The sequence below is a fragment of the Wylensekiella montiformis genome (assembly GCF_009697385.1).
Classification (GTDB): domain Bacteria; phylum Bacillota; class Negativicutes; order Selenomonadales; family Selenomonadaceae; genus Selenomonas_A; species Selenomonas_A montiformis.
Genome location: NZ_VUNL01000002.1, coordinates 124713 through 148991 on the forward strand (window position 1 = coordinate 124713; position 24279 = coordinate 148991).

The 24279-nt window shown below is 52.6% G+C and carries 17 protein-coding genes; 4 read left to right on the top strand and 13 right to left on the bottom strand.

What is annotated here, in order from left to right:
- Positions 1 to 18 precede the first annotated feature (18 nt).
- The 7 genes from holA to FYJ78_RS02215 form a co-directional block, all read right to left on the bottom strand.
- Entirely contained in the window at positions 19 to 1065 is a 1047-nt protein-coding gene (holA, locus tag FYJ78_RS02185) for a DNA polymerase III subunit delta (RefSeq protein ID WP_154619747.1), read from the bottom strand.
- 127 nt (positions 1066 to 1192) lie between these two features.
- Positions 1193 to 2542 (bottom strand): NADP-specific glutamate dehydrogenase, encoded by a 1350-nt coding sequence (gene gdhA / locus FYJ78_RS02190; RefSeq protein WP_154619748.1) that lies wholly within the window; start codon positions 2540 to 2542, stop codon positions 1193 to 1195.
- A gap of 184 nt (positions 2543 to 2726) precedes the next feature.
- Positions 2727 to 5315, bottom strand: coding sequence for a 3'-5' exonuclease (locus tag FYJ78_RS02195; RefSeq protein WP_154619749.1), 2589 nt, complete (start codon positions 5313 to 5315; stop codon positions 2727 to 2729).
- Between the two features lie 36 nt (positions 5316 to 5351).
- On the bottom strand, positions 5352 to 5864 hold the full coding sequence (locus FYJ78_RS02200; RefSeq protein ID WP_154619750.1) for an AAA family ATPase: 513 nt from the start codon (positions 5862 to 5864) through the stop codon (positions 5352 to 5354).
- A 178-nt stretch (positions 5865 to 6042) separates the two neighbouring features.
- Positions 6043 to 8511, bottom strand: a complete 2469-nt coding sequence (locus FYJ78_RS02205; RefSeq protein ID WP_154619751.1) for a DNA internalization-related competence protein ComEC/Rec2 — start codon at positions 8509 to 8511, stop codon at positions 6043 to 6045.
- A 43-nt stretch (positions 8512 to 8554) separates the two neighbouring features.
- Positions 8555 to 9127, bottom strand: a complete 573-nt coding sequence (locus FYJ78_RS02210) for a ComEA family DNA-binding protein (protein WP_154619752.1) — start codon at positions 9125 to 9127, stop codon at positions 8555 to 8557.
- 126 nt (positions 9128 to 9253) lie between these two features.
- A complete protein-coding gene (locus FYJ78_RS02215; protein WP_154619753.1) occupies positions 9254 to 9607 on the bottom strand; it encodes a hypothetical protein in 354 nt (117 codons plus the stop codon).
- Between the two features lie 213 nt (positions 9608 to 9820).
- Here FYJ78_RS02215 and FYJ78_RS02220 point away from each other — a divergent pair, with 213 nt between their 5' ends.
- Positions 9821 to 11929 (top strand): DUF8509 domain-containing protein, encoded by a 2109-nt coding sequence (locus FYJ78_RS02220; protein ID WP_154619754.1) that lies wholly within the window; start codon positions 9821 to 9823, stop codon positions 11927 to 11929.
- A gap of 96 nt (positions 11930 to 12025) precedes the next feature.
- Here the strand turns inward: FYJ78_RS02220 and serA are convergent, their stop codons facing one another.
- A complete protein-coding gene (serA, locus tag FYJ78_RS02225; protein WP_154619755.1) occupies positions 12026 to 13609 on the bottom strand; it encodes a phosphoglycerate dehydrogenase in 1584 nt (527 codons plus the stop codon).
- A 517-nt stretch (positions 13610 to 14126) separates the two neighbouring features.
- Between serA and serC the strand changes: the two genes are divergently transcribed.
- A complete protein-coding gene (serC, locus tag FYJ78_RS02230) occupies positions 14127 to 15218 on the top strand; it encodes a 3-phosphoserine/phosphohydroxythreonine transaminase (RefSeq protein WP_154619756.1) in 1092 nt (363 codons plus the stop codon).
- Between the two features lie 84 nt (positions 15219 to 15302).
- On the opposite strand, the gene FYJ78_RS02235 is transcribed toward serC, so the two are convergent.
- On the bottom strand, positions 15303 to 16286 hold the full coding sequence (locus FYJ78_RS02235) for a sensor domain-containing diguanylate cyclase (RefSeq protein ID WP_154619757.1): 984 nt from the start codon (positions 16284 to 16286) through the stop codon (positions 15303 to 15305).
- 216 nt (positions 16287 to 16502) lie between these two features.
- Here FYJ78_RS02235 and FYJ78_RS02240 point away from each other — a divergent pair, with 216 nt between their 5' ends.
- Positions 16503 to 17252: a DeoR/GlpR family DNA-binding transcription regulator gene (locus FYJ78_RS02240; protein ID WP_235899771.1), complete on the top strand. Its 750-nt coding sequence runs from the start codon at positions 16503 to 16505 to the stop codon at positions 17250 to 17252.
- A 109-nt stretch (positions 17253 to 17361) separates the two neighbouring features.
- Positions 17362 to 17514, top strand: coding sequence for a hypothetical protein (locus tag FYJ78_RS02245; protein WP_154619759.1), 153 nt, complete (start codon positions 17362 to 17364; stop codon positions 17512 to 17514).
- Positions 17515 to 17591: 77 nt separating this feature from the next.
- On the opposite strand, the gene FYJ78_RS02250 is transcribed toward FYJ78_RS02245, so the two are convergent.
- The 4 genes from FYJ78_RS02250 to malQ all read right to left on the bottom strand — a co-directional run bounded on the left by FYJ78_RS02250 (position 17592) and on the right by malQ (position 24240).
- Entirely contained in the window at positions 17592 to 19160 is a 1569-nt protein-coding gene (locus tag FYJ78_RS02250) for a DUF4127 family protein (RefSeq protein WP_408014412.1), read from the bottom strand.
- 102 nt (positions 19161 to 19262) lie between these two features.
- A complete protein-coding gene (locus FYJ78_RS02255; protein WP_154619760.1) occupies positions 19263 to 19937 on the bottom strand; it encodes a hypothetical protein in 675 nt (224 codons plus the stop codon).
- The gene (locus FYJ78_RS02260; protein ID WP_154619761.1) at positions 19934 to 20632 is read right to left on the bottom strand and encodes a DUF2225 domain-containing protein; all 699 of its coding nucleotides are present in this window, start codon (positions 20630 to 20632) and stop codon (positions 19934 to 19936) included. Before FYJ78_RS02260 ends, FYJ78_RS02255 begins: the two co-directional genes overlap by 4 nt.
- A 152-nt stretch (positions 20633 to 20784) precedes the next feature.
- Positions 20785 to 24240 (bottom strand): 4-alpha-glucanotransferase, encoded by a 3456-nt coding sequence (gene malQ / locus FYJ78_RS02265; RefSeq protein ID WP_154619762.1) that lies wholly within the window; start codon positions 24238 to 24240, stop codon positions 20785 to 20787.
- Between the last annotated feature and the right edge of the window lie 39 nt (positions 24241 to 24279).

Here is a 24279-nt window from a genome sequence, read left to right on the forward strand (position 1 = left end):
TTGAGCGGTCCCTGCCCGTCACACACGGGCGCATAAACGGATCACCACATGCTCCAGCATCTCGCTTCCTGCCTGTCCGGTCTTCATCTGATAATCCGCATCGGCCAATTCCAGCATAGACTGTTTCAGCGTCTCTTCCTTAAAACCGGATGCCGCCCTTCCCAGTTTTTCAGCAATGAACGGATTGAGTTCCAGAGGTTTTGCCAAAGCCTTGCCGCGGATCCCCTTTGCCTGAAGAACTGCGGCCTGCCACAATTGTCTCACGTGACGGGTCAGCAATGCCAGAATCACTGTGAAATAGGTTCCGTCCTCCAGCTGGCGCCGCAGCAGCATCAGCGCTTTGCGGCCGTCCCGTTCGCTGATGGCATCCATCAGCGCAAAAACCGATACCTCCGGCAGGCCGGCAAAGACCCGGGCCAGATCCCTGCGGGTAATCTGCCGCTCCGCGGTAAACAAAGCCAGCTTGTCAAATTCCTGATCCAAAAACTCCAAAGAGATCTGCTGCATCATGCTGACCGCCCCATGGAAATACAGATACGCATCCCGATCCATCGTGCGGTGCATCGCCCGCAGTTTATCCTGAAGCCACTCCTGAATGTTCCATGCCTTCACCGCCTCGGCTTCCAGTACCATTCCACCCGCCTCAACGGCCTTGTAAATACGGCGCCGCTTATCCGGCTTATCCGGTGAAACGAACACCACATAGCTGAACGGCGGCATATCGTGTAACACCTCGATCAGCCGCTCCGTTTTCTTATCTTTTCCCGCCGTCTTTTTTTCCGCGCTATCACCATGGCGGGCGCGGAATAGCGCTGCGTTGCGAACCAGCAAGACATTTTTTTCCGCAAAAAACGGCATGGTTTCCAGCAATCCGACCAGATCGTCCGGATCGATATCGCCCGGCAGAATCTGAACCGCATCTTTCGGGTCATTCTGTTCGGGAAAGAGACGCCGCAGGATTTCCTTCCACGCCCTGTCAATATAATAATGTTCTTCTCCCGCCAGCAAAAACACATGCCGGACTTCCTCCCGGCCGAGTCTTGTCATGAATTCTCCGAATTTCATCTCCGCATGCCGCTTCTTTCTGACTGATGTCCTGATCTTCCGTATTTCACACTACGTCCATTCTATTATAATCAAAGGGCACCGCTTGAACAAGCGATACCCCTATTATAATTCCCTTCAAATCAGATTAAACCAATCCATGGGCCAGCATAATATTGGCCACCCGGACAAACGCCGTGATATTTGCACCGGCAACCAGATCGTCCGGATCCGCATATTTTTCCGCATTCATCCGGGCATTTTTGTAAATATTCGACATAATGTCTTTGAGCTTCTGATCCACTTCTTCAAAGGTCCACTGCAGACGCTCGGAATTCTGCGACATCTCCAATGCCGATACGGCTACACCTCCGGCATTGGCCGCCTTCGCCGGCGCGAAAAGGACATGATTTTTCTGGAAATAATCGATAGCTGGCAGTTCAGAAGGCATATTTGCTCCCTCACCAACGGCCAAAACGCCATGCTCCACCAGAATTTTTGCACTGTCCAGATCAATCTCCCCCTGTGTAGCGCAGGGCAGCGCAATATCACAAGGAACGGTCCATACCCCACGGCAGCCTTCATGATACTCTGCATTCGGATGCGTCTGCACATATTCCCGGATCCGTCCGCGGCGTACCTGCTTGATCTCTTTGACGGCGTCCAGATCGATACCATCCGGATCATAAACATAGCCGTTGGAATCCGAACAGGTAACCACTTTCGCTCCCAGCTGATAGGCTTTTTCCATCGCATAGGTAGCCACATTGCCGGATCCCGAAACCACGATCACTTTGTCCTTCAGGCTGATACCTTTATCATCCAGCATATCTTTAACAAAATACAACAAGCCATAGCCTGTCGCCTCGGTGCGCGCCAAACTGCCCCAGTAATCCACACGCTTGCCGGTTAAAACAGCGGAGTCATAAGAATCTCGGATCCGTTTATACTGACCAAACAGATAACCGATTTCACGGCCGCCTACCCCTATGTCGCCGGCCGGCGCATCGACGTGCGGGCCAATGTGCCGATACAGCTCCGTCATGAAGCTCTGGCAAAAGCGCATCACTTCGCTATCCGAACGGCCATGCGGATCAAAATCCGAACCGCCCTTCGCTCCACCGATGGGCAATCCTGTCAGCGCATTTTTAAAGACCTGTTCAAAGGCCAGGAATTTCAAAATATCCAGACAGACGCTCGGGTGAAAACGCAGACCTCCCTTATACGGACCTACTGCGCTGTTCATCTGTACGCGGAATCCGCGGTTCACATGAATTTCACCCTGATCATCCTGCCAGGGAACCCGAAAAGAAACCACACGCTCCGGCTCAATCATGCGTTCCAGTATTTTTTGCTCCTTGAACTCCGGATGCTGTTCCAGTACTGGTACGATCGTCTCCAGCACCTTAGAAACGGTATTGCGGAACTGTTTCTGATCCGGATCGCGTTTTGTGATGATATCCAGCGTATCCTGGACATACTGTTTCATGTCTGCCAATGTAATCTCTCCTTTATCGTCGTATCATGTTCCTTGACAGGGGGTTCTCCTCTTCTCCCTGCCCCATTTAGTATACTATACGCTTCATAAAATGTACATAGATTTATGTAAAAGAGACTATTGAGAATATTCTGTTGTATATTTGTAAAGAGCAGGCTTAACCTGCTCCATACCGAACGACCATTCATTCATTATGAGTCAGGGAGCGGGGAATGGCCAGAAGGAACCGGCTCATCTGACGATAATATCCATAATGCTGCTGGCTCCACGAAAGAAATAACTGTTTTCTGGCCCGCGTGATTCCCACGTAAAACAATCGTTTTTCCTCATTCAGACTGCCATTCCGCTCCGCCCGGAACCCCGGAAAAGTCCCATCCTGAAGGCCGGCCAGAAAAACATAATCGAATTCTGCCCCCTTCGCCTGATGCACCGTGATAATCGGAATCTGCGACCTTCTGGTCAGCGCATCCAATTCCGTATTGGAAAGCGACGCATCGCGCAGGAGGCGTTCGATTGCCTCAAGCGGGGCAAGGGAGCCATCATCCAAATCCCTGGCCTGCCGGAATAAATCCCGCAAATGTTCCACGCGCTGAGGTTCATGATGTGCCAAATAATACCGGTCCAGCCCGGCCCGAACCACAATATGACCGATCAGCTGCCACGGACGCTGCACAGCAGCCTGCTGACGAAACTCGTCCATCATCTCTGCCAAAGCGGTGAATTTCTCCTGCCATTTCGCAAAAAATTCCCGCCGTTCCGCTTCAGACGGACGAATATCATGAACGATGGCAAAATGAAGGATCTCTGCCGTAGCCAGCACATCATCCGCCGCATCATGGGATGAGCGATGTTCCGTCTTGCAGTACCGCCCCAGAAACTCCAGGCGATGATTGGGCAGTTCCGGATGAAACCGGCGGAACAGCTCCAGCGTATCCACATAGGCAGCATAATCCAGCGGAGGAAGTCCGAGCCTTGACAGCTGACTGCTCAAAATATGAAGATCATACGTCACATTGTGGCCGGCCAGCACAGTGCCTGCCGCAAAGCGGCAAAAATCCTGCAGCACCTCCCGGGAATCCTGTCCATGCCGCGCCAGCCACTCATCGCTCATGCCATGCACCCGCACCGACTCGCCGACACTGCGCTCCGGCCTGAGTACCTGGCGGAATTCCGCCTTCACTTTGCCATCTGCCGTCAGACGGATACCGGCAATCTGAATGATCTCATCTCTTGCCGTATCCAGACCGGTAGACTCCACATCGAAGACGACAATATCCTCCTTCGCCCAGGCGCGCAAAAGCGCCGCAAACGGATCTCCGTTCCGACGGGCCTCTGCATCAATAAAATCCGTCAGGCGCAAGCCGGCCTGCCGGTAGGCCCGGGACGAAATCGTTCGTACGGCTGTCGGTCCGATTCCCTGCCCAAAGCGGTTCAAAATGCGGACCAGACTGAACACATCATTCGGATTAACGACCAGCCGCAGGAAAGCCAGCGCGTCCTTTACCTCCTGACGGCGAAAAAACTTCGCCTCATCCAGCAGCATAAATGGCAGCCGCTGCTCTTTTGGCAGACAGCGCCCCAGGGAACGAAACTGCTCGGAAAGAATGCGATTGCAGGCGTTATTGCGCGTCAGGACACAAACCTGCGAATAATCGGTAACCGGAAGCTGCTGGATAGTGTAATAAATCCACTGCGCTTCCTCCGCGGCATCCAGCGCTCCCTTGATAACAATCGGCGCCCCCTTCTCCCCGCCCACCGACTGCATTCCCTCCGGATAAAGCGCAGCAACGCGCTCGGGAAAAAAAGAACGCAGACAGGCAAACGACGCATCAAGAATTACCTGCGAAGAACGATAATTCTCATGCAGCACAATGCGGCGCGGCCCGCAATCCTGCTGATACTGCCGCAGCACCTGTTCGGGATGGGACCCGCGCCATTCATAAATGGTCTGAAAATAGTCGCCGCAAAGCAAGAGATGGCTGCTGCCGAAAATCCGGGAAAGAATCCGATATTCCAGTTCGCTGGTGTCCTGCACCTCATCGATATTCATATACACAAAACGGCGCGCCCATTTCAATGCAACCTCCGGATCAGAAAACAGCTGACCGGCGCGCACGATAAGATCGGTGAAGTCCAGTCCATGAAGCGAATGAAGCTGGTCATCATAACGTGAAGCCAGATCCGCTCCCCACGCCTGCCATCCCTCAAACAGACCGGCATAAAAATGATGCGAATCATCAACGGCATGCCGCCGCACCGACTCCGGGTCCGTCTGAATCAATCGGCGGATCGTCCGCTCATAATCCGCACGCGCATCATCCGTATGGATTTCGTATTCCGCCCGTTTTTCCTTCAGCTGGCCGATCAGTTCCTGCACCGGAGCAACAGGCCACTCCTCTCCGAGGCATTCCCGCAGCAATCCACGACAATCCGTTTCGTCAAATATCGTAAAATCCGCAAACCAGTCGGAATGACGCTTTGCTTCCGTCTTGACGACATCATAACAGAATCCATGAAAGGTCCGCACAATCACCCGTTTCCCCGTTTCGCCGGCATATCGGCTGATCCGCTCCCGCATCTCCCGACAGGCCTTATTGGTAAAAGTCAGACACAGGATTTCCTCCGGAAGGGCGCGGTCCTGCTCGATGATGTGGACAATGCGGCAGGCCAATGTATTCGTCTTCCCCGTTCCAGCCGGAGCCAGCAGCAAAATATTCCGGTCCAGTTCCTCGACCGCTTCCCGCTGCAGCGCATTGAGCTTTGAAAAATTCATCGTCCCGCCTCCTGACACATACGATCCGTCAATCCATCACTTCATGTCCAGATCCAGAAGCACCTTATCGGTTTCCCAAGGAGAAATCACCGTATACGATATACCGGCGCGTTCCAAAACCGCCCGAATTTCCACATCCTTTTCCCGGGCGCGTTCCAGATCGGTTTCCTTGCGGCCGTCAATGCTGATAAACGCATCATTGCGCTGCAGAAGGTATTCTGCATTGTCAAACTTGGCATGCTCATGCATCACCAGCTGATCAAACAGCTCATCGGGCGTGCAGTTATAGATGATATTCAAAGGCAGCGGTGAATCACAAACGGCATACTCCACGCCATATCGTTCCAGCGTCTTCAGTCTGTGCACCTGCTCGGCAAAAAGATACAGCTGATCCTGCACAATATCCGTGGCGTTCTGATACCAGAGCCATTTGGCGTATTCTCCGACCAGTTCCGTCTTATGCCCCTTTCGTTTCAATTTCGAAAAAATATCTGCGGCAATCGTACTCTTGCCGATGCCTGCACCGCCGTAAAAGTTCAATACTTTCAAATGTTACGCCTCGATTCACTCCAAAATTTATCCGATGCGGGAGATAAGCACCCGCAACGCCCTGAATCCATTTTATCCTGCTACATTATACACCATCGCACTCCACTTCTCCAACGATCCATGACACACACATGGAAAGGACGCCATATCCCGCAGAAACGCGATCGCTTTGCGCCGGTCAATCCAGATAAGTCCGCGCACGAATGGTTTTGCCGTTCGTAAAAAACACAATCTCACCATTCTGGTCTGTGCGCAGTATTTTGATCCCCAGCCCTTTCAGCCGTTCCAGCACCTCCGGCTTCGGGTGTCCGAAGCGGTTTCCCGCTCCGACGCAAATCACGGCATAACGCGGCGCAGCTGCTTGCAAAAAAGCTTCGGAACTGCTGGTATTCGATCCATGATGGCCCACTTTCAATACCGTACAGCGAATGTTTTTTCCTTTTTTTAAGATCATCTCTTCCCTTTCTTTCGTCAGATCGCCGGTGATCAAAAAACTGGCTCCGCCATAAACGATGCGATAGACATTCGATGCCTCATTGCCGGATGCCGCCCCCTTCCCGGAGGACGGCGGCGCAAAGACCACCTCGATCCGGACTCCGTCCAGATCAAAGCTCTGCCCTTCCTGCGCCGGCTGAAGCTTTTGCAGAAGCGCATCCGCACTTCCAATCCCCATGCTCTGCGCATAGGCTTCGCGTCCTTCATCCGCCGTGTACACTCTGCCGACCGGCATAGTTCTGAGCACCGCCCCTGCTCCCCCGGCATGATCGGCATGCGCATGGGTCAGAAATATCGCATTGAGCTCATGTATGCCATAATGCCTGAGATACGGCAGGATCACACGCTGCCCCGTATTAAAAGCCCCCGGTTCATTGCCGTCTCTCTCTCCCCCGCTGTCAAACAATACCGTTTTTCCATGCGGCGTACGCAGTAAAAGGGCATCACCCTGACCACAGTCAATAGCAGCCAGAGTCATAAGATCCGCCTGACTCAGTCTGTATCCTGTACCGGCCGCGAGAAAAAGCGCACAGACCGCCGCCAGACAGGCTTTGCGCGCATATAATCCGTCCAGTATTCTATGACGCCAGGGCTCTTTGCACGCAAAAAGAGATAGCGCCGCATAATAAATCAACACAGCCCCCCAGGAAAAAGAGGGTATCCAAACCCGGCTTCCCGGCAAAGAAGCCATCCAGCTCGTCAGCTCATAAACCGCCCCCAGCAGCAAACTGTCGCCGGCATAAGCCAGCTTTCCGGCAAAAGGAAGTACAAACGCCGCCACACCGGCCGCAATGCCTACAATAATAATGAATTCCACAATCGGCACAACGACCAGATTGGCCAAAAACGAAGACAGCGAAAGCTGGTTAAAATACCAGGCCAATATCGGAAGGGTTGCGGCCTGTGCCGCAAAGGTAATGGAAAGCCCTGCCGCCAAAGAAGAGGGTACGTGCATCCTTCGCAGCCGGGCGCGTACAACCGGGGCCACATACAAAAGCCCCGCCGTAGCTGCAAAGGAAAGCTGAAAACTGATATGAAAAAGTAGCAGCGGAGACACGGTCAGCATAAGCAATCCCGTCAATAGGAGCAGCCGCCTGGCATCCTTTTCCCGGTTCAGGGCAAGAGCCAGAAAAGACAGTCCTCCCATCAGCGCCGAACGGATAACCGGAGGGACCAGTCCGGCCAGCAAACTGTAGGCAGCGATCGCCAAAACGACCAGCATCGCCCTGACAAGCTGCGGCAGCCGAAAGAACGATCCCAGCCATGCCATAACCGCTGCCAGAAGGCTGATATGGGAACCGGAAACCGATAAAATGTGTACAATGCCGGTAATGGTAAATGCTTCCAGCAGTTCCGACTTTAATCCCTGATACCCGCCGAAGAGCATGGCAAAAATCGCTGCTGCATCCTCTTTCGGCATGACGGCCTGCATAGAAGAAAGATAATGTTCCCGCACGACCGCCAGACGGCGCAAAAGTCTCGTCCACACAGAGGCCCTGCTGTCGTTCAGCGCCTTTACCGCCGCACCGCTCTTGCCAGCAATCAGCACCGCAGTAATTCCCTGACTGCGAAGCAGGAGTTCGGTATCGATCTGTCCGGGATTGTGAATCCCGTGCGGTAAGCGCAAAGAACCATGAGCCGTCAGCGAATCGCCGATCTGCGGCAAGACAGGCGCCCTGTCTTTTGGCGATCGCGCATACACATACAGGCGCCCGCTCGCATGCTGTGTACCTGAGCCGGACAGAGTAACCGCTTCCGCCTGAATACAATACCGGACCGAACGGCTCCCATCGCTATGCTCCCGTACCTGCGGCTCTTCTGCCATTTTCCCCTCTACCTGCAGCTCCTGCCCCGCAAAATGCGAAAGATCATCAACAGGAAGGAGCAGGCTGGTCTGAAGCCGCAGCAGGCCGAGACAAAAAACGGCCAACAGGAAAACAGGCCATACCTGCATGCTGGAGCGATATATGCTCCACGCCGCCCAGACGATAAGACACCCCAGCAGGACCATCCCGGGCATAACCGGGATGACGGGAAAAAATCGTCCTGCGGCGATGCCAAGGCTGAGTGCTACCAGCAGGGAAACGAAAAATTCTTCCTGATGCTGTCCCCTTCCTGCCTCCCGCCGCCATTCTTTGAACCGATCGGCCATTTCTCCATCCCCCTGTCCGGCCTTATCCGCTTGATTCCATCGTTCAAAGACAGATTTTATCCTTCAATTTATTGAATTTGGCTTCTCCGATTCCCTTTACTTTGCGGAGATCTTCCAGAGACTGAAATCCGCCTTCCTTTTCCCGATATTCAATGATTCGCTTTGCCATGGCCGGACCGATCCCCGGCAGGGAATCCAGTTCCTTTTCTCCGGCCGTATTGATATTAACCATGCCATGATCCGATTTCGCCTGCCCTGCTGCACCGGCTGGATTTCCCGCCGCGCCAGTCTGCTTTTCCGGTATCCTCAGCTGCTCGCCGTCCTTCAAGGGACGAGCCAGATTGATGCGGTCACGATCCGCAACGGGCAGCAGACCGCCGCAGGCATTTACCGCATCAGCGGCCCGCGCTCCTTCCTCCACACAGACAACGCCCGGCTTATTGACCGCGCCGGTCACATATACGGTCAAAACATGCCCCGCCCGTCCGTTCGTCTCTTGTCCGGATGCGGAATCCACCACCTCCGCCGACTGTCCGTACCAGCCATAGATCATGCTTCCCCCGGCAGCAGCCAGCAAAACCAGCAGAATCAATAAAGGCTTTTTGTATATCGGCAATGTATTTCCACCTCCTCATTCCACTCCCAATGGACTACCAGCTACTTCGTGATAAAAGAAAAAACTCCTGCCAAAAGACAGAAGTTTTTGTTTTTTTATTTCAGTATCTATAGAAGCAGGACCATTTCAGGCGATCGAATTGCGGAAAAAATCCTCGAGCAGACGATCCCAGCCCATATCATAAATATTGCGTTCCCCCAGCTCATTCTGATACTCAGCCAAGGCAATCATCATCAGCGAATCCGCCACATACCCATCGTCCTCCATGCCTGCCTCAGCATAGCTTTCCCGCACCGTCTCGACGATTTCCGCCAGACGGACCGGACTCATGGTATCGAGAATATCATACATCGCATCCAGATACTCTCTTGTATCCTTGCGATACTCTCCCGGATTCTTTTGTACGGCTTCTACAATCTGACGAATCCGGCTCATGGCAATCAGCTTGATGCGCGTTACATACATTTCTTTTGTATACATACATCATTCCTCCAGTTACGGATAAATCGTACCATACGTTTACACATAATGCAAATTGTATGCATGTATACTTGTTTTGTACATAGACATCACCTTGCTTCACGAGCGAACCACCTTGTCCCTCCTCGCCTTACAAGCTTGCCAACCGAAATCCTTTGAAGTAAAATGTAGAACAGAAAGGGATTGACATTCTCAACACTGGAGGTTGAATTTTTGGACAAAATCACAATAAAAAAAGGGCAGGTTCTGCATCAAAGCGGCGACGCCGTCCGAACGCTGGAAATTCTGCTAGCCGGTACACTTATACTGGAGGACTGTGACGATATCGAGATTCCCTTGAGCAGCGGATCCATAATCGGCGCCTCCTATCAGCCGGAAGAAACGTATACCTTTGACTATACCGCCGGAAGCGATGCCACCTTATTAGTCCTCGATTATCAATCGGATGAGGATATTTTGGAGGCAGTAACCAACACGCCGGCTATCGCTCCGGTCATTGCTGCAACCAGCATGAAAAATGCCGCAGCGATGCTTGCCGCCCTGTCTTCCTCTTCCGAGGCGGCAGAAGCGCTTTGCCGGGAACTGGCTTATCAATACCGGGAATATACCTTTATGTGTGTAAAACTCCATCAGGCACCGGAACGCTTTGCGTTTGTCGAGGCACTATCGGCTCCGGAAGCCTCCGGACTGTCGTCCAGCTGGGAAGCCTCGCTGTGCCATTCCTGCTGCGATCAGCAGGAAGCTCTCAAACAGGGATTTTATCCTCTGGATCTGAATTTCTGCATGGGTACAGTCATGCAGGCTTCTTCTCTGGAACGAAAAATACGGCATGAATTGGAAGGGTATGCCGCATTCATCGAACAGACAAAAACGGCGGCTTCTTCCTTTACCGATGCCTATTATCAGGTAAAAGCCCGGCTGGATACCCAGCTGCGCGGAACGGCAGAAGAACGCCCGGCCATCCAAAATGCGCTGGACATGATTCTGGCCTTTTCCGGCGTTGCCCGCGAGACAGCCGATGCGTTCCGCAAGGATGTCCGGACATATACCGCCACAAAGGACCGTCTGGCAAAATCGGACGAGATGCGGCAGCTCCGCCGGCGAATTGCCGACAACTTCTACCAAATATACGAAGCAGCCTTTTTTAAGAGCATGGAAACGGAAAACGTTCCGATCGAAGTACGGATGTTCTTCCTGTTTGGATTCGTCGATGAAGAGCTTGCCGGGCGAAGCAATACAGAACTGCTTTATCGCACCGCTGTCAGCTGGCAGGAAGATTCCGAGGGCAGGATTCTTTCAATTTACGACTGGCTGACCAAAATTTTCAACGGCGCAGCAGTTCCCTCCAAGAACGAATTCGATAACGACTGGAACGAATATCTCCGCGAAGAGCAGCGCAGCGGGGCGCTTTCCTCCGAACAGGCCGAAACCCTGCAGTCGGATACGCGCGCCATGGTCCGCTTCGAGATCCAGAACATGTTCCGGATGGCCAATCGAACCACTCATGGCCGCCTGGCCTCTTTTGTTCCGATTTTCCACGCACAGGACGTAATCCGCCCGCTGGATCAGTGTCTCGCTGATCCGGCACGGGTCCGCGACGCTTTCCAGCGGGTCATCGATATCGATTACAGCTGCTTCTATCGTCCGGCCCTGACAGCTTTCTCCGAGTTTAAAATCCCGCATTTTGTCTACCATACTGAGGTCCTTCCATACATTATCCTGCTGCCGAATTTTGGCAGCAGAGGATTAATGTGGCAGGAAATCGAAGGAGCGCGCCGTTCCACACCTGCACACATGATGCTGTCGGTCTTTCATTCGGAAGATCTGTACGAAACAGCCATCCGAATGTGCGCGATGTTCCGATGGGAAATGTGCCGACGGATTCAGGGCGTACGCTACGCCGACATCTCCGAACCGTCGCTGACCTCCGAATATACGAATTACCTTCAGTTTTATCGCCGCAACAGCTATTTGTCCAGCGATGTCAAGGACCGCATCAAGTTGTCCCTGCAGAAAGCCCGCAATGATTATAAAAAGGTGTTCATGGCCGATTATGAAAAATATATCCAGAACGAAGCCTGCGGTTTGTCGAAGCTGACCAAAGCAGCACGCGAGATCCTGTTCCGCTACTGCACATTCTCAAAGAAAATTCGCGAGGAACGGGCAGCCAGTCCGCAGTATCGTCAGCTGATGGATCGCTGGTCCATCGCACAAAATACAAAAATCCATAATGTCGATCTCATCATGCGAAAGATTCAGCGAATCAATCCGGAAAATATTCCGGCAGAAGTAGAGGAAGAAGCCTCCTTCCTGTCTCGCTGAAACGTTTCCGCAAAAACCGGGCAGGAGCCCCGCGCGACGACCTCACGCGGGGCTCCTGCCCGGTTTTTACAGCTTCAGTATAGTAGATGACCGTGCTCAGACCGCATAGAAATTAACCAGTCTGGCATCAAAAATCCCTTCAATCGCCTTGACCTGTTCCAGTACCGATACGGGAATATCATCGTCCACAGTCAGAACCATAAGATTGGTTCCCTCTTCTTCGGTCTTGCCGACCTGCATCCCGGAGATGTTAATGCTCTGGCTCCCGAGCAAAGTTCCTACCGTGCCGATAACGCCCGGACGATTGATATGCGGGCAAACCAGGATCCGTGCATGCGGATCGACATCCACACGGAATTTATTGATGCGGACAATGCGTCCTTCCATCCCAAAAAGAGTTCCCTGCACAGACAGTTCCTTGCCGCCAAAGAACGCCGTCACCGTGATCAGATTGGCGAAATCCTCCGCCTCTTTTTCCCGAACCTCAGTAACTTTAATGCCGCGCTCCTTCGCCAGACCGGGCGCATTGACATAATTGACTTCGCTCTCCATGATCGGATTCAGCATGCCCTTGACCACTGCGGTCGTCAACATGCCGGTATTGACCTCTGTGATCTCTCCATTATAGGTAACCTCTACCCGTTCCACCGGCCCGTCCGCCAAAGCCGTAACCGTACCGCCCAGACGCTCGGCCAATGTCAGGTACGGGGCAATGACCTTCATAACCTGCGGAGATACCGGCGCCATATTGACCGCCGTTGCAACCGGCTTCCCGTGCAGCGCGGCAATGATTCCCCTGGAAACATCCAGCGAAACGCCGATCTGTGCCTCAACCGTCGATGCGCCCAGATGCGGCGTAAGAACAATGCCCGGCACGCCGACCAGCGGATGATCCTTTGTCACCGGCTCGCTCGTATACACATCGATAGCGGCACCGGCCACAATCCCCGACCGAACCGCCTCGGCCAGATCGTTTTCATCAATAATTCCACCGCGGGCACAATTGACCAGACGGACGCCTTTCTTCATCCGCTTCATCTGCTCCATGCCGATCATCCCCTTGGTATCCGGAGTCAGCGGCATATGAACGGTGATGAAATCCGCCTTGGTGATGACATCCTCAAAAGTCCCGACCGTTACGCCAAGAGCCTTGGCTCTTTCTTCATTAATATAAGGGTCGTAAGCGATGACGTTCATCTCAAAGGCCATGGCGCGCTTCGCTACACCGGAGCCGATGCGTCCCATACCGATCACGCCGAGCGTCTTGCCGCGCAGCTCCACTCCGACGTACTTTTTCCGATTCCATTCCCCTTTCTGCATCGTTTCATTGGCAATCGGAATGTTGCGGGACATGGCCAGCATCATGGCCATGGTATGCTCCGTCGCGGCAATCGTATTGCCGCCCGGAGAATTAATAACCAAAATGCCCCGGGCCGTAGCTGCGGGAATGTCAATATTATCCACGCCGACGCCGGCCCTTCCGATAATCTTGAGATTTTTCGCCCGCGCAATAACCTCTGCCGTCACCTTGGAAGCAGAACGGACCATCAGTGCATCGTATTCCGGAATGATCTCCAGCAGCTCTTCAGCCGGCAGTTTGTCGCGGACATCCACATCAAACTCCTTCTGTAAAAGCTCAATACCTTTCGGGGAAATACCGTCTGCAGCCAAAACCTTCATGTTCATCGCTCCTCTGAAAATTCTTGGAAAACAAAGCTCTGCCATCATGCACTGCCACGGTCCGCGCCGGCCTGAACCATCAGACAAAAAAACGCTTCGTCCCATATTTGGGACGAAGCGTTTAGTTCCGTGGTGCCACCCAAGTGATATCCGGCCAGATATCTCTCTTGCCGCTGTATCGGGCGTCCCGTCCGGCTCCTCACCGGCCGCTCCAAGGCGGAACATCGGCAGATCCGGCTGACTCGCACCTTCCGTCAGCTCTCTTTCCGGATCATCGCCTCTGCTTCCTCTTCCTCGCGTTGCAGATATTCTTGATCGTTTCGTGCATAGGTGTATTATATCCCATCCATATTATAACGTCAAGTGTGTATTTCAGAAAAACATTATTTATTTTTGCGCTTGCTTTTCATAAATTTCCGCGTTAAAATATAACAAAACGACTGATGTCCACATTCCGTGGACGAAAAAAACGTAAACATGTCAACAGTCGCCCCAACACGTATTAGGAGGTTATCTCATGGAAGCAGACCGCGTATACAATTTCAACCCAGGTCCGGCAACGCTGCCGTTGGAAGTGCTCAAGGAAGCACAAGCCGAATTTTTAAATTTCAATCACAGCGGCATGTCCATACTGGAGATCAGCCATCGCGCCCCCCAGTATGACGAAGTTCACCAAAAAGCAAAGGCAGATATCAAAGAGCTCATGGGGCTCGGCGATGACTATGAAGTGCTGTTCTGTCAGGGCGGCGCCAGCACGCAGTTCGCTACGATTCCGCTGAACTTTGCCAGCAAAGAGCATCCAGGCAGCTATGTCCTCTCCGGCAGTTTCGCCACCAAGGCATATAAAGAGGCGGAACTTCTCGGTGTCGGCGAAATCGCGGCTTCCAGCAAGGAAGTAGATTTCCGTCATATTCCGACGCAGGATGAACTGACAATCAATCCGAACGCTGCCTATGTCCACCTTTGCTACAACAATACCATCTACGGCACAGAATTCCACTACATCCCGGACACGAAGGGCGTCCCTCTGTTTGCAGATATGTCCTCGGACATGCTGTCGCGTCCGCTCGACTTCGGAAAATTTGATTTCATCTATGCCGGTGTTCAGAAAAATCTTGGTCCGGCAGGCGTTGTTCTTGTCGTTGCCAAAAAAGAACTCCTGGCGAAAAGCCCCGAAACCCTGCCGACCATGTTCCGCTACAGCACATTCCTCAAAAAGGATTCTCTCTACAATACACCGCCTGCTTTCTGTATCTACATGGTGGGCAAAGTTGCCGCCTGGATTAAAGCACAGGGCGGGCTCGCCGTCATGGAACAGAGGAATCGAAAGAAGGCAAGCGTCGTCTACGATGCCATTGACCATTCCGACGGATTCTACCGTGGGCATGCGGACAAGGACAGCCGTTCTTTTATGAACGTAACCTTCCGTCTGCCCAATGAAGAGCTGGAAAAGAAATTTGTCGCCGAAGCGCTGGAGCATCAGCTCAGCGGTGTCAAAGGGCATCGCAGCGTCGGCGGCATGCGCGCCTCCATCTACAACGCTATGCCATATGAAGGGGCTGTCGCCCTTGCTGAATTCATGGATCAATTCCGAAAAGAAAATCGCTGATAAGCAAAGCATTATACACGAACGGCTGCCGCAATGCGCGGCAGCCGTTCGTGTATGGTGCTATTTGTCACAGGGATAGCAATATTATTTTCTTCCACAGTTTGTATTGCGTCCCTGTGCTTTGGCTTCATAGAGCGCCTGATCCGCACGCCGGTAAACATCGGCAAACGTTTCATCCGGACGAACGAGGACGCCTCCCACACTGATCGTCACATCTATGCCAATCTCTGTCTGATTAAAGTAACTTTTGGAAACAGCGTTCAGACGCTGGCAAAACCTGCACAAGAACTCATAATCCGGAATTTGCGGCAAATAAATACAAAACTCATCACCGCCAAGGCGTCCAATGATATCCGTGTCCCGTACCGCCGTGCGAAGACTGTCCGATAAATTCTGCAGAACGCGGTCGCCGCTCTGATGACCCAGCGTGTCGTTAATCCCCTTGAAATGATCCACATCCAGCATGACAAAACCACTGGACACCGCTCCGGTTCGTTTCTCAAGCATCTTCCCAATCCGAAACCGCACCGTGTCAGAATTATAGACCGCGGTCAGACCATCGCGCTCGGCACGGGTCCGCAAAGCCTCCTCTTCCTGTGCTTCACGCGTCACATCGACGAGGATTCCTACCATCGAACACAACTGGCCATGCTTATCCTTGAAGGAATTGCAGCGAACACGAAAAACACCCATACTGCCGTCCATCCTCCTCATTTCCAGACGGCCGTCCTGCTTGCAGCATTCCAATATTCGCGAAATATTGCCCAGTCCTCTCTGACTCATCTGTTTCGGCAGCGCTCCCATAATCGTCGAAAACTGGTAAATATGCCGCGGCGCTCCCAATAAAGCGGCAAAATGATCTGAGAGCAGCAGTTCATCCGCAGCAATATCATATTCAAACATGTACATATTCGAGACACCCAGAACCCACCAGTACCGCTCCTGCCTGGAGTTGAGCTGAATCCGCGCATAGAACAGTTCTCCCCCCAGCAGCAGAAGAACTGCGCCCATGACCGCGATGATTCCCCATAATGCCTCGTTTGAAAAAGCTGGAGTTATCGCATTCATCCCTGTTCTCCATCGAATTCTTTCAAAATTGCATATCTATTTCTAATTTTACTACACGCTTTCCGAAATAACAAGGACTTTTTTCCTATATTCGTGCCGGTTGTTTTCGTTAGAATTTCATTCGAAAATAATTCTTTTCCCTTTGATCCTGCTGTGATATAATCTACCATATCATCTATTGCTACAAACAAAAAGGCAGGGATCCAAACCATGCATATGCGCCATACACGCTTGCTCAATATCGTCAATCGCCGAAAACGGGTTGCCGTTACCGAACTGGCACAAGAACTGGAGGTTTCTGAGGTCACCATCCGCAAGGACCTGAACCTTCTCGAACAAAAAGGGCTCCTTCGCCGGGAACATGGCTTCGCCGCCATGATCGCCAGCGACGATATTGGCAATCATCTTTCGTTTAATTATGACTGGAAGCGGCGGATCGCCCACCGGGCAGCCGAAACCATCCATAACGGGGAAACCGTGATGATTGAATCCGGCGGCTGCTGCGCGCTTCTGGCCGAAGAGCTGGCCGGCAACCGGCGCGATATCACGATCATCACCAATTCGGCCTTTATCGCAGGATATATCCGCAAGCAGCCAAATGCACATGTCATTCTGCTCGGCGGAGAATACCAGAACGAGTCGCAAGTCATGGTCGGACCAATGATTCAGACCTGCATCCGAAACTTCTACGTCAATAAATTCTTCATTGGCATTGACGGATGGAATCAGGCCGGTTTCATGTCCAACGATCTCATGCGCGCCGAAGCAGCGCGCACCATGGCGGAACACGCACAGCAGAATATCATCCTGACGGAATCCGCCAAATTCCAGCAAACCGGCGTCGTCCCGCTGCTGCCGCTGGAACGCATCGCCTCCGTTTACACGGACGATCAGGCCGACCGTTCTTCTCTGAACCGGATGAACAGCCACGGTATCCATATCTATCCGGTATCGTCAGAACATTGAGTATCCTATCCCCGGCCCTCCACCTCTTGCTAAATTCCTATAATCTGTTATAATAGGTTATAGGATCTGGTACTAACATCTGGCTATATCAAAATTTGGAGGTGGCATAATGTACGATATGAAAAAAATTCTCATTCAAAAGCTGGACAGCATTGAATTTCAGGCAGCCTGGGAGAAAAGCTCGATGGCCTATGATTTCATGGAACGCATCGCAGACGTGTGCACAAAGCTTGCCAGCGATACCGCAGCTGATAAACACTGAATGGTGCTGGCATAACATATAGAAAACGAAGGGAAGGCTCCCGTAAAAGAGAGCCTTCCCTTCGTTTTCTTTTGTGATCAGCCGGCATGACGGAAATAAGAAATTTCCTTACGCTCGCCATGCTGGATATCTGCTTCGAACATGCGGTTCCAGGGAAATGTCACCTGAATTTCTTCCAGCGAACGGAACGGCGGCAGGTTTTCCTCGACAAAACGCGCAATCATCCGCGTCGAACGAAGTGCGACAGCATCCCTCTTTGCATCCAGACTTCCATACACGCCGTCGCCGCGCAGCCAGGTCAGCTGCCGGGCTATCGTATTGCGCACATTAGCCTGATATGCCCAATCGTCAAGATACCGCGTGAGCAAAAGTGCGTCCACATCATCATCCTTCATCAGCTTCGTGAGCACTCCCTCGCCCAACACAAAGCCGGTGCTGTTTGTCGCCGTATTCCAGCCGGCATAAGCCCGTATCTTAAACAACAGTCCGCGCTGCTTGAGTTCCGCCATCAGCGCATTATCCGAACCGTTGGCATAAGCAATATCAGCGATGCCGACCGGATAGCCTTTGGCAACATAATCACTGACAATATCGGCCAGATACTTCGTCCCCTCGCGCGGCGTGCCGTCATTGGCCCGGTCATTGGCCTCATACGTTTTACCGTTTGGATTGGTATTGACGACGAGAACGAGATCCGCCTTGGCAGGATTCGTCACCATCATGCCGCCGGCCGCCATGACAGCTGAAGCAATCGACGCGCTGATCTTCTCATCGGAATAAGAAGGAACGGTATACTCCCCGCGCCCCCAATTATAGCGGACGTAAAGGAAAGGAACTTCCCTGCGCAGCGTATTCACCGCCCGCGAAAGCAGCAGCATGCCCGCTTCATCGATGCCGGCCATGGACTGAAAACTGGTTTTGCCGAGATCGGCACCTTCCTGCGACAAATGACGGCTTTCCAAATGGGTCTGCGAATACGGGGCGTTGTCATCGCGCCCCAGCACCAGATAATGAAACGTTTTTTCCCGGGTAAGGCGAATCAGCGTTTCATTGGCCGCAAAATTCTTTTTGCGGCGTCCCATCCAGTCATCCAGACTCTTTTTCGGAATCAGCTCCTCCAAAAAGGCCATTTCTTTTTTTTCGCGCCGGGTCAGGCCCTCTACCTCATTCTTATCTTTCAGCACGGTATAGCGGAAAATATCCGCTCCATAGTTGCGGTAATAAGCCGGCTCCTCATGGCCGGAAGCTTCTCCGGTACGCGGCGTACGCATAATAGAACCAAAAACATACAGCTGCAGTTTAGGAAACGCCTTGCGAAAATCGCGGAATTGCTCCGCCCGCTGTAAAATCTGCTCCTGTGTATATTCATGTTTACGCGAACCAACCAGACTGCCGTAAAGCATGGAATCCGAAGACACGACCGCCGCTTCTGCCCCCTGTGCATTTTCCTTCAGCCAGGCCCATAGCTCATCCGGGTGGCCGAGATCCTGCCGGTCTCCGAGCAGGTTATCCGGCGGGACGACCACCTGATAGCCCAGTTTTTCTACCACCTCTGCCGTCTGCTTATCGGAAATCGGCCGGTTGTCGTGCGGCACATATAAAATTTTCTGTACTTTAGGCTCTTCCTTATGATGGGCCAGTACCACCGGCGCTGCCAGAATAAAGGTAAGACATAGGATCAGAAATCCCAGAACATATCGCTTCAAAAAATCGCTCCTTTGCTCTTATCGTTTCGATCTGAGGCATCCTTACTGCACAATCTGCAGCAGTGCCTCCTTCACATCGTCCGGCACATTCAGACGCGTCGAAAACTCCAGACCGCCGTCTTTCGGAACGGCACCCGTAATCTCGATCATCTCGGACAGACGATGTCCCCGGAACTCCGTCTGTCCAAGATCCGATGCTTCCAACACCTTGCTGTAATCCACCCGTATCGTATTGTGATGGATTTTCATGGGGAGATCGTCGGAAAAATTCAGATTTCCCATCAGACGGCTGGCCATGGACAGAGAAACACGGGAAAAAACCCACGACATCAGCCCATGAGACGGCAGATTCCTTTCACGAACCCGGTACGTCATATACGACTGATCTCCCTTATGAACAAACTCCTGCAAGGACCCCGACAGCTCCACCATACCGACCCGGCAGGTGTCTGCATGAATGTCCATACGACCGTCAGCATGAGAAGCAATGGTTACGGACCGGATCGGCCCGTCCGCCGGAATCTGACGGGCCAATGCCTGATTTACGACATCATCCGGTACAAACAGCTTGCCCCGGCTGATCGCCAGCAGGGACTCCTTGTCCCATGTTGCCTGAATAACCTGCAAAACCGGCCCGTAATCTTTCACCTTATCCTGAACAGCAGACCAGTCAATCTTAGAGGCCGCTTCCTGCCATCCTGCCGGTAAATCGATCATTTTTCTGATGCCTCCGTCTGACTGTCCCGCGTTTCCCGAAGCGTCTGCCATAAATCGCGGGCCCTTTTATATATCTTGAATTCATTGTTGCGAATCTCCTGATCGCCGATGATCCGCGAAAGATACTGCGTCGCTTTCTCAAAATCGCCAAGCCGGAAATAAATAGCGCCGATCAGATACATTGCCATCGTATCCGACATGCCATTGATCGGATACCGTTCCGTCATCAGCGACTGATCATACAGTCCGGCTGCCCGTCCGAGCATCTCCTGTTCCTTTTCAGTCTCGCCGGAGAACCGGTAAATCCAGCCCAGCTCCAAGTACAGGCCAGCCCGTTTGGCCAAAGGCTGGCCGACCAGCTCGGCATAGAAGATAGCCAGCTTGAACGATGCCACAGCATCCGGAACCTTTCGCTCTTCAACGAATTTCATCGACATCTGACGCTTGGACAAAAACTCCTGAATCTTTCGCTTGTGCATAGAAGGCATCGTCCCGAGAAACGTCTTCTCATCCGCCGCAAAACCGCAGTGTTCACAGAACCAGATTTTATAAAAATATGGATTGAACTCCTTATAGTGCATGCAAAAATCTTCGTCCATGTGATCCATCAGCAGCTTGGATCTGGTCTTCACGATTCGTGTCGATTCTCCGCAGATCGGGCATGTCTTTTCCACCACAAACGTAAATTTTCCCATAATCTTCTCCTTCTTTTCCTTTTCCGAACCCTTTCAGACAATACTTTTAGGATATCACACCCGCCAAGAAAAATAAATGAAAAAATCTGGTTATTCCTTAGGATTTCATAAAAAATACCTTCCCCGGAAAGAGGAAGGTATTTCTCAGCAGCTCATCGTCCGTATTTCCGGCACAGTTCGTGCAAATGCTCCGGGTCAGCAGCCAGCAGATACTCCGGTTTCAGCCGCCAGCGCCAGTTCAGGCCGACGGTCCCCGGCGTATTCATCCGGCTCCTTTCGTCGAGCTGCAGGACATCCTGCATGGGAATGACAGCCAGACGTGCGTCTGATGCGTAGGCAAACTCGATCAGCCCCTTTACGATCTCCTGCGGGCGATCGGACCGGACATGCAGCATGTCGGCTATAGCGGGCCGGGTCGGATCGTCCAGATCCCGCAAATACCAGCCGACTGTCGTATTGTTGTCATGCGTTCCCGTGTAAACCACACTGTTCTCTGGCGCCACAAAGCCAAGACGTCCCTGTTCGTTAAAGTGAAGCAGGAATTGCAGAACTTTCATCCCCGGGAATCCACAGGCATCGCGCAGTGCTTCGACCTCATCCGTGATAATGCCGAGGTCCTCGGCGACAAGCGGCATATCTCCGAGTTCCTCGCGCAGAACATCAAAGAATGCCTTGCCCGGTCCGGGAACCCAGCGCCCATTGACAGCCGTTTCAGCCTTTCCATCAATTTCCCAGAATGACTCAAAACCGCGAAAATGATCGATGCGGACCACATCCGTCCATTCATAGAGCTTACGGAAACGGCGTTTCCACCAGTCGTACCCGTTTTTCTTCATGGCTTCCCAGTTGTACTGCGGATTCCCCCAGAGCTGTCCCGTCGCACTGAAATAATCCGGCGGCACTCCCGCAACGGTATGAGCCGTACCGTCCGGATTCAGATCAAACAAATCCTGAGCGGCCCAGACGTCAGCGCTGTCCTGAGCCAGGAAGATTGGCATATCTCCCAGAATGCGGATTCCCTGCTTTCGGGCGTACTCATGCAGCTGCCGCCATTGACGATGGAACAGATACTGCTCGAATTTCACCAGCCCGATCGAATCTTCCAGCCGTCTGGCTAATCCGGCCAAAGCAGCAGGATCACGCCGCCGTATGGATTCCGGCCAGTCCATCCATGCAGCTCCCCGGAACTCCTTTTTGGCCGCTGTAAACAGAGCGAAATCGGCCAGCCAGTAGTCTTCCTTCCGGCAAAATTCCTGATAATCCGAATGATTGTCTGCCATTTTCTGGAACTTCAGCCAGGCTTTTTTCAGCGCCTTTGTTTTGAAATTCCGCACCCATTCAAAATCGACAAAAGAAGAGCTGGCCGCAAAGGGAACACGCGCTTCGGCAGCGGACAGCCAATCCTGACGAATCAGTTCATCCAGATCGATCAGCAGCGGATTGCCGGCAAAGGCCGATGAAGATTGATACGGCGAATATCCGATATGATCCACCGGACCAAGAGGAAGTACCTGCCAGATCTTCTGCCCCGCCTTTTTCAGGAAGTCAACAAACCGGTAGGCTTCTTTCCCCAGATCGCCGATCCCATATTTGGACGGGAGCGAAGTAGGATGGAGAAGGATCCCTGCCTGACGGTCAAAATGACGCTTCTGCTGCTTCCGTTCCAGCAGAAGTCCCTTCAAGGGTTCCAGACGTACGCTCACCTTGCCGCGCTGCACCGGATACGATGCGCCGCCTCCCAACGCATCGGCAAACACGCCATCCGCAAAATCGCTGACGTCCAATACAAGCGTATGCGTTTCCGTCCTGCTCCGGTTAAACGCAGCAATAAATGCTTCGTCCTCCGCCGCATGGCCGAAAACATCCTGTCCGCCGCGGATGACGCGGGCATAGGCGATCGTATCGCCTTCGCCATAAAGCGGAAGCAGCACGCCGGTCTGCAGCGCCGCATGCTCATTGCGCAGCCGGATGATTTTCTTATACCAGCCGCGCAGATACAGATCCCCGTCTTCCCATGGATAGGGCCTGCGATTATAAGGGTCTTTGAACCCCTGCATGCCGATTTCATCCCCGTAATAAATACAGGGGACGCCCGGATACGTCATCTGCCACAGAGATGCCATCATGACCCGTGCCAGACCGAGATTATACTGAGCCTTCTCCAGCCGGGAACGCGACTGCTCCACAGCCGGCATCCCGTCATAATACGCGGCTTCTCCGAGCAGAGTGATCGCGCGCTGAACATCATGGCTGCCGATGAGATTCATCATCGCATAAAAATTTTCTGCCGGATAATTCTCACGCAGACTTTCCAGCCGGCGCAGGATCATTTGCCCATCCTGATGTCCAAGCAGATAGTCGAACAAAATCCCGCGAAGCGGGTAATTCATCGCGGAGTCCATTTCCTGCCCGCAGAGATATTCACGCGGCACCCCATAAGCGACTTTATGTGAGGCATCTTCCCATACCTCGCCAATCAGCACTGCCTCCGGATCCGTTTTCTTCAATTCCGCATAAAACGCCTGAGAAAACGGCTCCGGCAGTTCGTCAATGACGTCAAGGCGCCATCCGGCGATTCCTTCCTTCATCCAATGGTGCAGCACACTGTCCGGATCATGGATAATAAAATCCATATACGACGGCGTCGTTTCCGTGACATTCGGCAACGTATTAAAATTCCACCAGCTGTCATATTCCTGAGGAAAATTCCGGAAATGATACCACTCATAATACGGGGATTTCTTGGACTGGAACGCGCCAACCGTATCGTACTGCCCGGCCCGGTTAAAATAGCGGCTGTTGCTCCCCGTATGGCTGAACACACCATCCAGAATAATGCGGATCCCCTTTTCCCGCGCCGTTTCGACCAGATGATGGAACGCTTCATTTGTGCCAAGAATCGGATCGATTTTGTGATAATCGCCGGTATCATAATGATGATTGCTTTCCGATTCGAAAACCGGATTCAGATAAATAACGGAAATGCCCAGTTCACAGAGATAATCCAGCTTTTCCTCGATTCCCTGCAGATTGCCGCCAAAAAAGTCGTATGCGACGATTTCCTTTGTATCCGGATCCTTGTAGTAACAGGGATCATCCGACCAGTCCGCATGATAGACCGCGCCCTTCTTGGGGATGATCCGGTCACCCTTGCGAAAAAAGCGATCCGGAAAAATCTGATACATCACGGCATGCTTGAACCAGTCCGGCGTCACCGCGCCTTTATTGTAAACCGTAATCTGAAAGGACGGCGGCACATGATCATAAACTTCGCCGGGACCGCCCAACTGATCCGGATTATTGCCGTAATAGCAGGTCCCGCTGCTCGTATCGATGATGAAATAATACCAGAGCAGGCATCCCTTTTCCGGCAATTCCAGCTCTGCCCGATAAAACTTTTCCTTGGACGAATCATCATCCCGGGTCGAAAGCGCAACCAATTTTTCTCCTGTTTTTTCATGCCAAACGCGGAGCAGGACATTGCCGATCTGCTGCGGTGTACGCAGACGGATTCCTAGTCGAATGACGGAACCTGCTTCCGCTGCCCCGATTGGAGATCGGAAATAGACATTGCGGGAGTCATGCTCGACTTCGCTCTTATCCAGCATCAAAATCTCTCCTTTTTGTTTCGGTTCCCATCAGAACCG

What these genes read in the sequence shown, in the direction of transcription:
- holA (WP_154619747.1), bottom strand. Translation starts at nt 1,065, where the DNA reads ATGAAATTCGGAGAATTCATGACAAGACTCGGCCGGGAGGAAGTCCGG.
- FYJ78_RS02195 (WP_154619749.1), bottom strand. Translation starts at nt 5,315, where the DNA reads ATGAATTTTTCAAAGCTCAATGCGCTGCAGCGGGAAGCGGTCGAGGAA.
- FYJ78_RS02205 (WP_154619751.1), bottom strand. Translation starts at nt 8,511, where the DNA reads ATGGCCGATCGGTTCAAAGAATGGCGGCGGGAGGCAGGAAGGGGACAG.
- FYJ78_RS02215 (WP_154619753.1), bottom strand. Translation starts at nt 9,607, where the DNA reads ATGTATACAAAAGAAATGTATGTAACGCGCATCAAGCTGATTGCCATG.
- serA (WP_154619755.1), bottom strand. Translation starts at nt 13,609, where the DNA reads ATGAAGGTTTTGGCTGCAGACGGTATTTCCCCGAAAGGTATTGAGCTT.
- serC (WP_154619756.1), top strand. Translation starts at nt 14,127, where the DNA reads ATGGAAGCAGACCGCGTATACAATTTCAACCCAGGTCCGGCAACGCTG.
- FYJ78_RS02235 (WP_154619757.1), bottom strand. Translation starts at nt 16,286, where the DNA reads ATGAATGCGATAACTCCAGCTTTTTCAAACGAGGCATTATGGGGAATC.
- FYJ78_RS02240 (WP_235899771.1), top strand. Translation starts at nt 16,503, where the DNA reads ATGCGCCATACACGCTTGCTCAATATCGTCAATCGCCGAAAACGGGTT.
- FYJ78_RS02245 (WP_154619759.1), top strand. Translation starts at nt 17,362, where the DNA reads ATGTACGATATGAAAAAAATTCTCATTCAAAAGCTGGACAGCATTGAA.
- FYJ78_RS02255 (WP_154619760.1), bottom strand. Translation starts at nt 19,937, where the DNA reads ATGATCGATTTACCGGCAGGATGGCAGGAAGCGGCCTCTAAGATTGAC.
- FYJ78_RS02260 (WP_154619761.1), bottom strand. Translation starts at nt 20,632, where the DNA reads ATGGGAAAATTTACGTTTGTGGTGGAAAAGACATGCCCGATCTGCGGA.
- malQ (WP_154619762.1), bottom strand. Translation starts at nt 24,240, where the DNA reads ATGCTGGATAAGAGCGAAGTCGAGCATGACTCCCGCAATGTCTATTTC.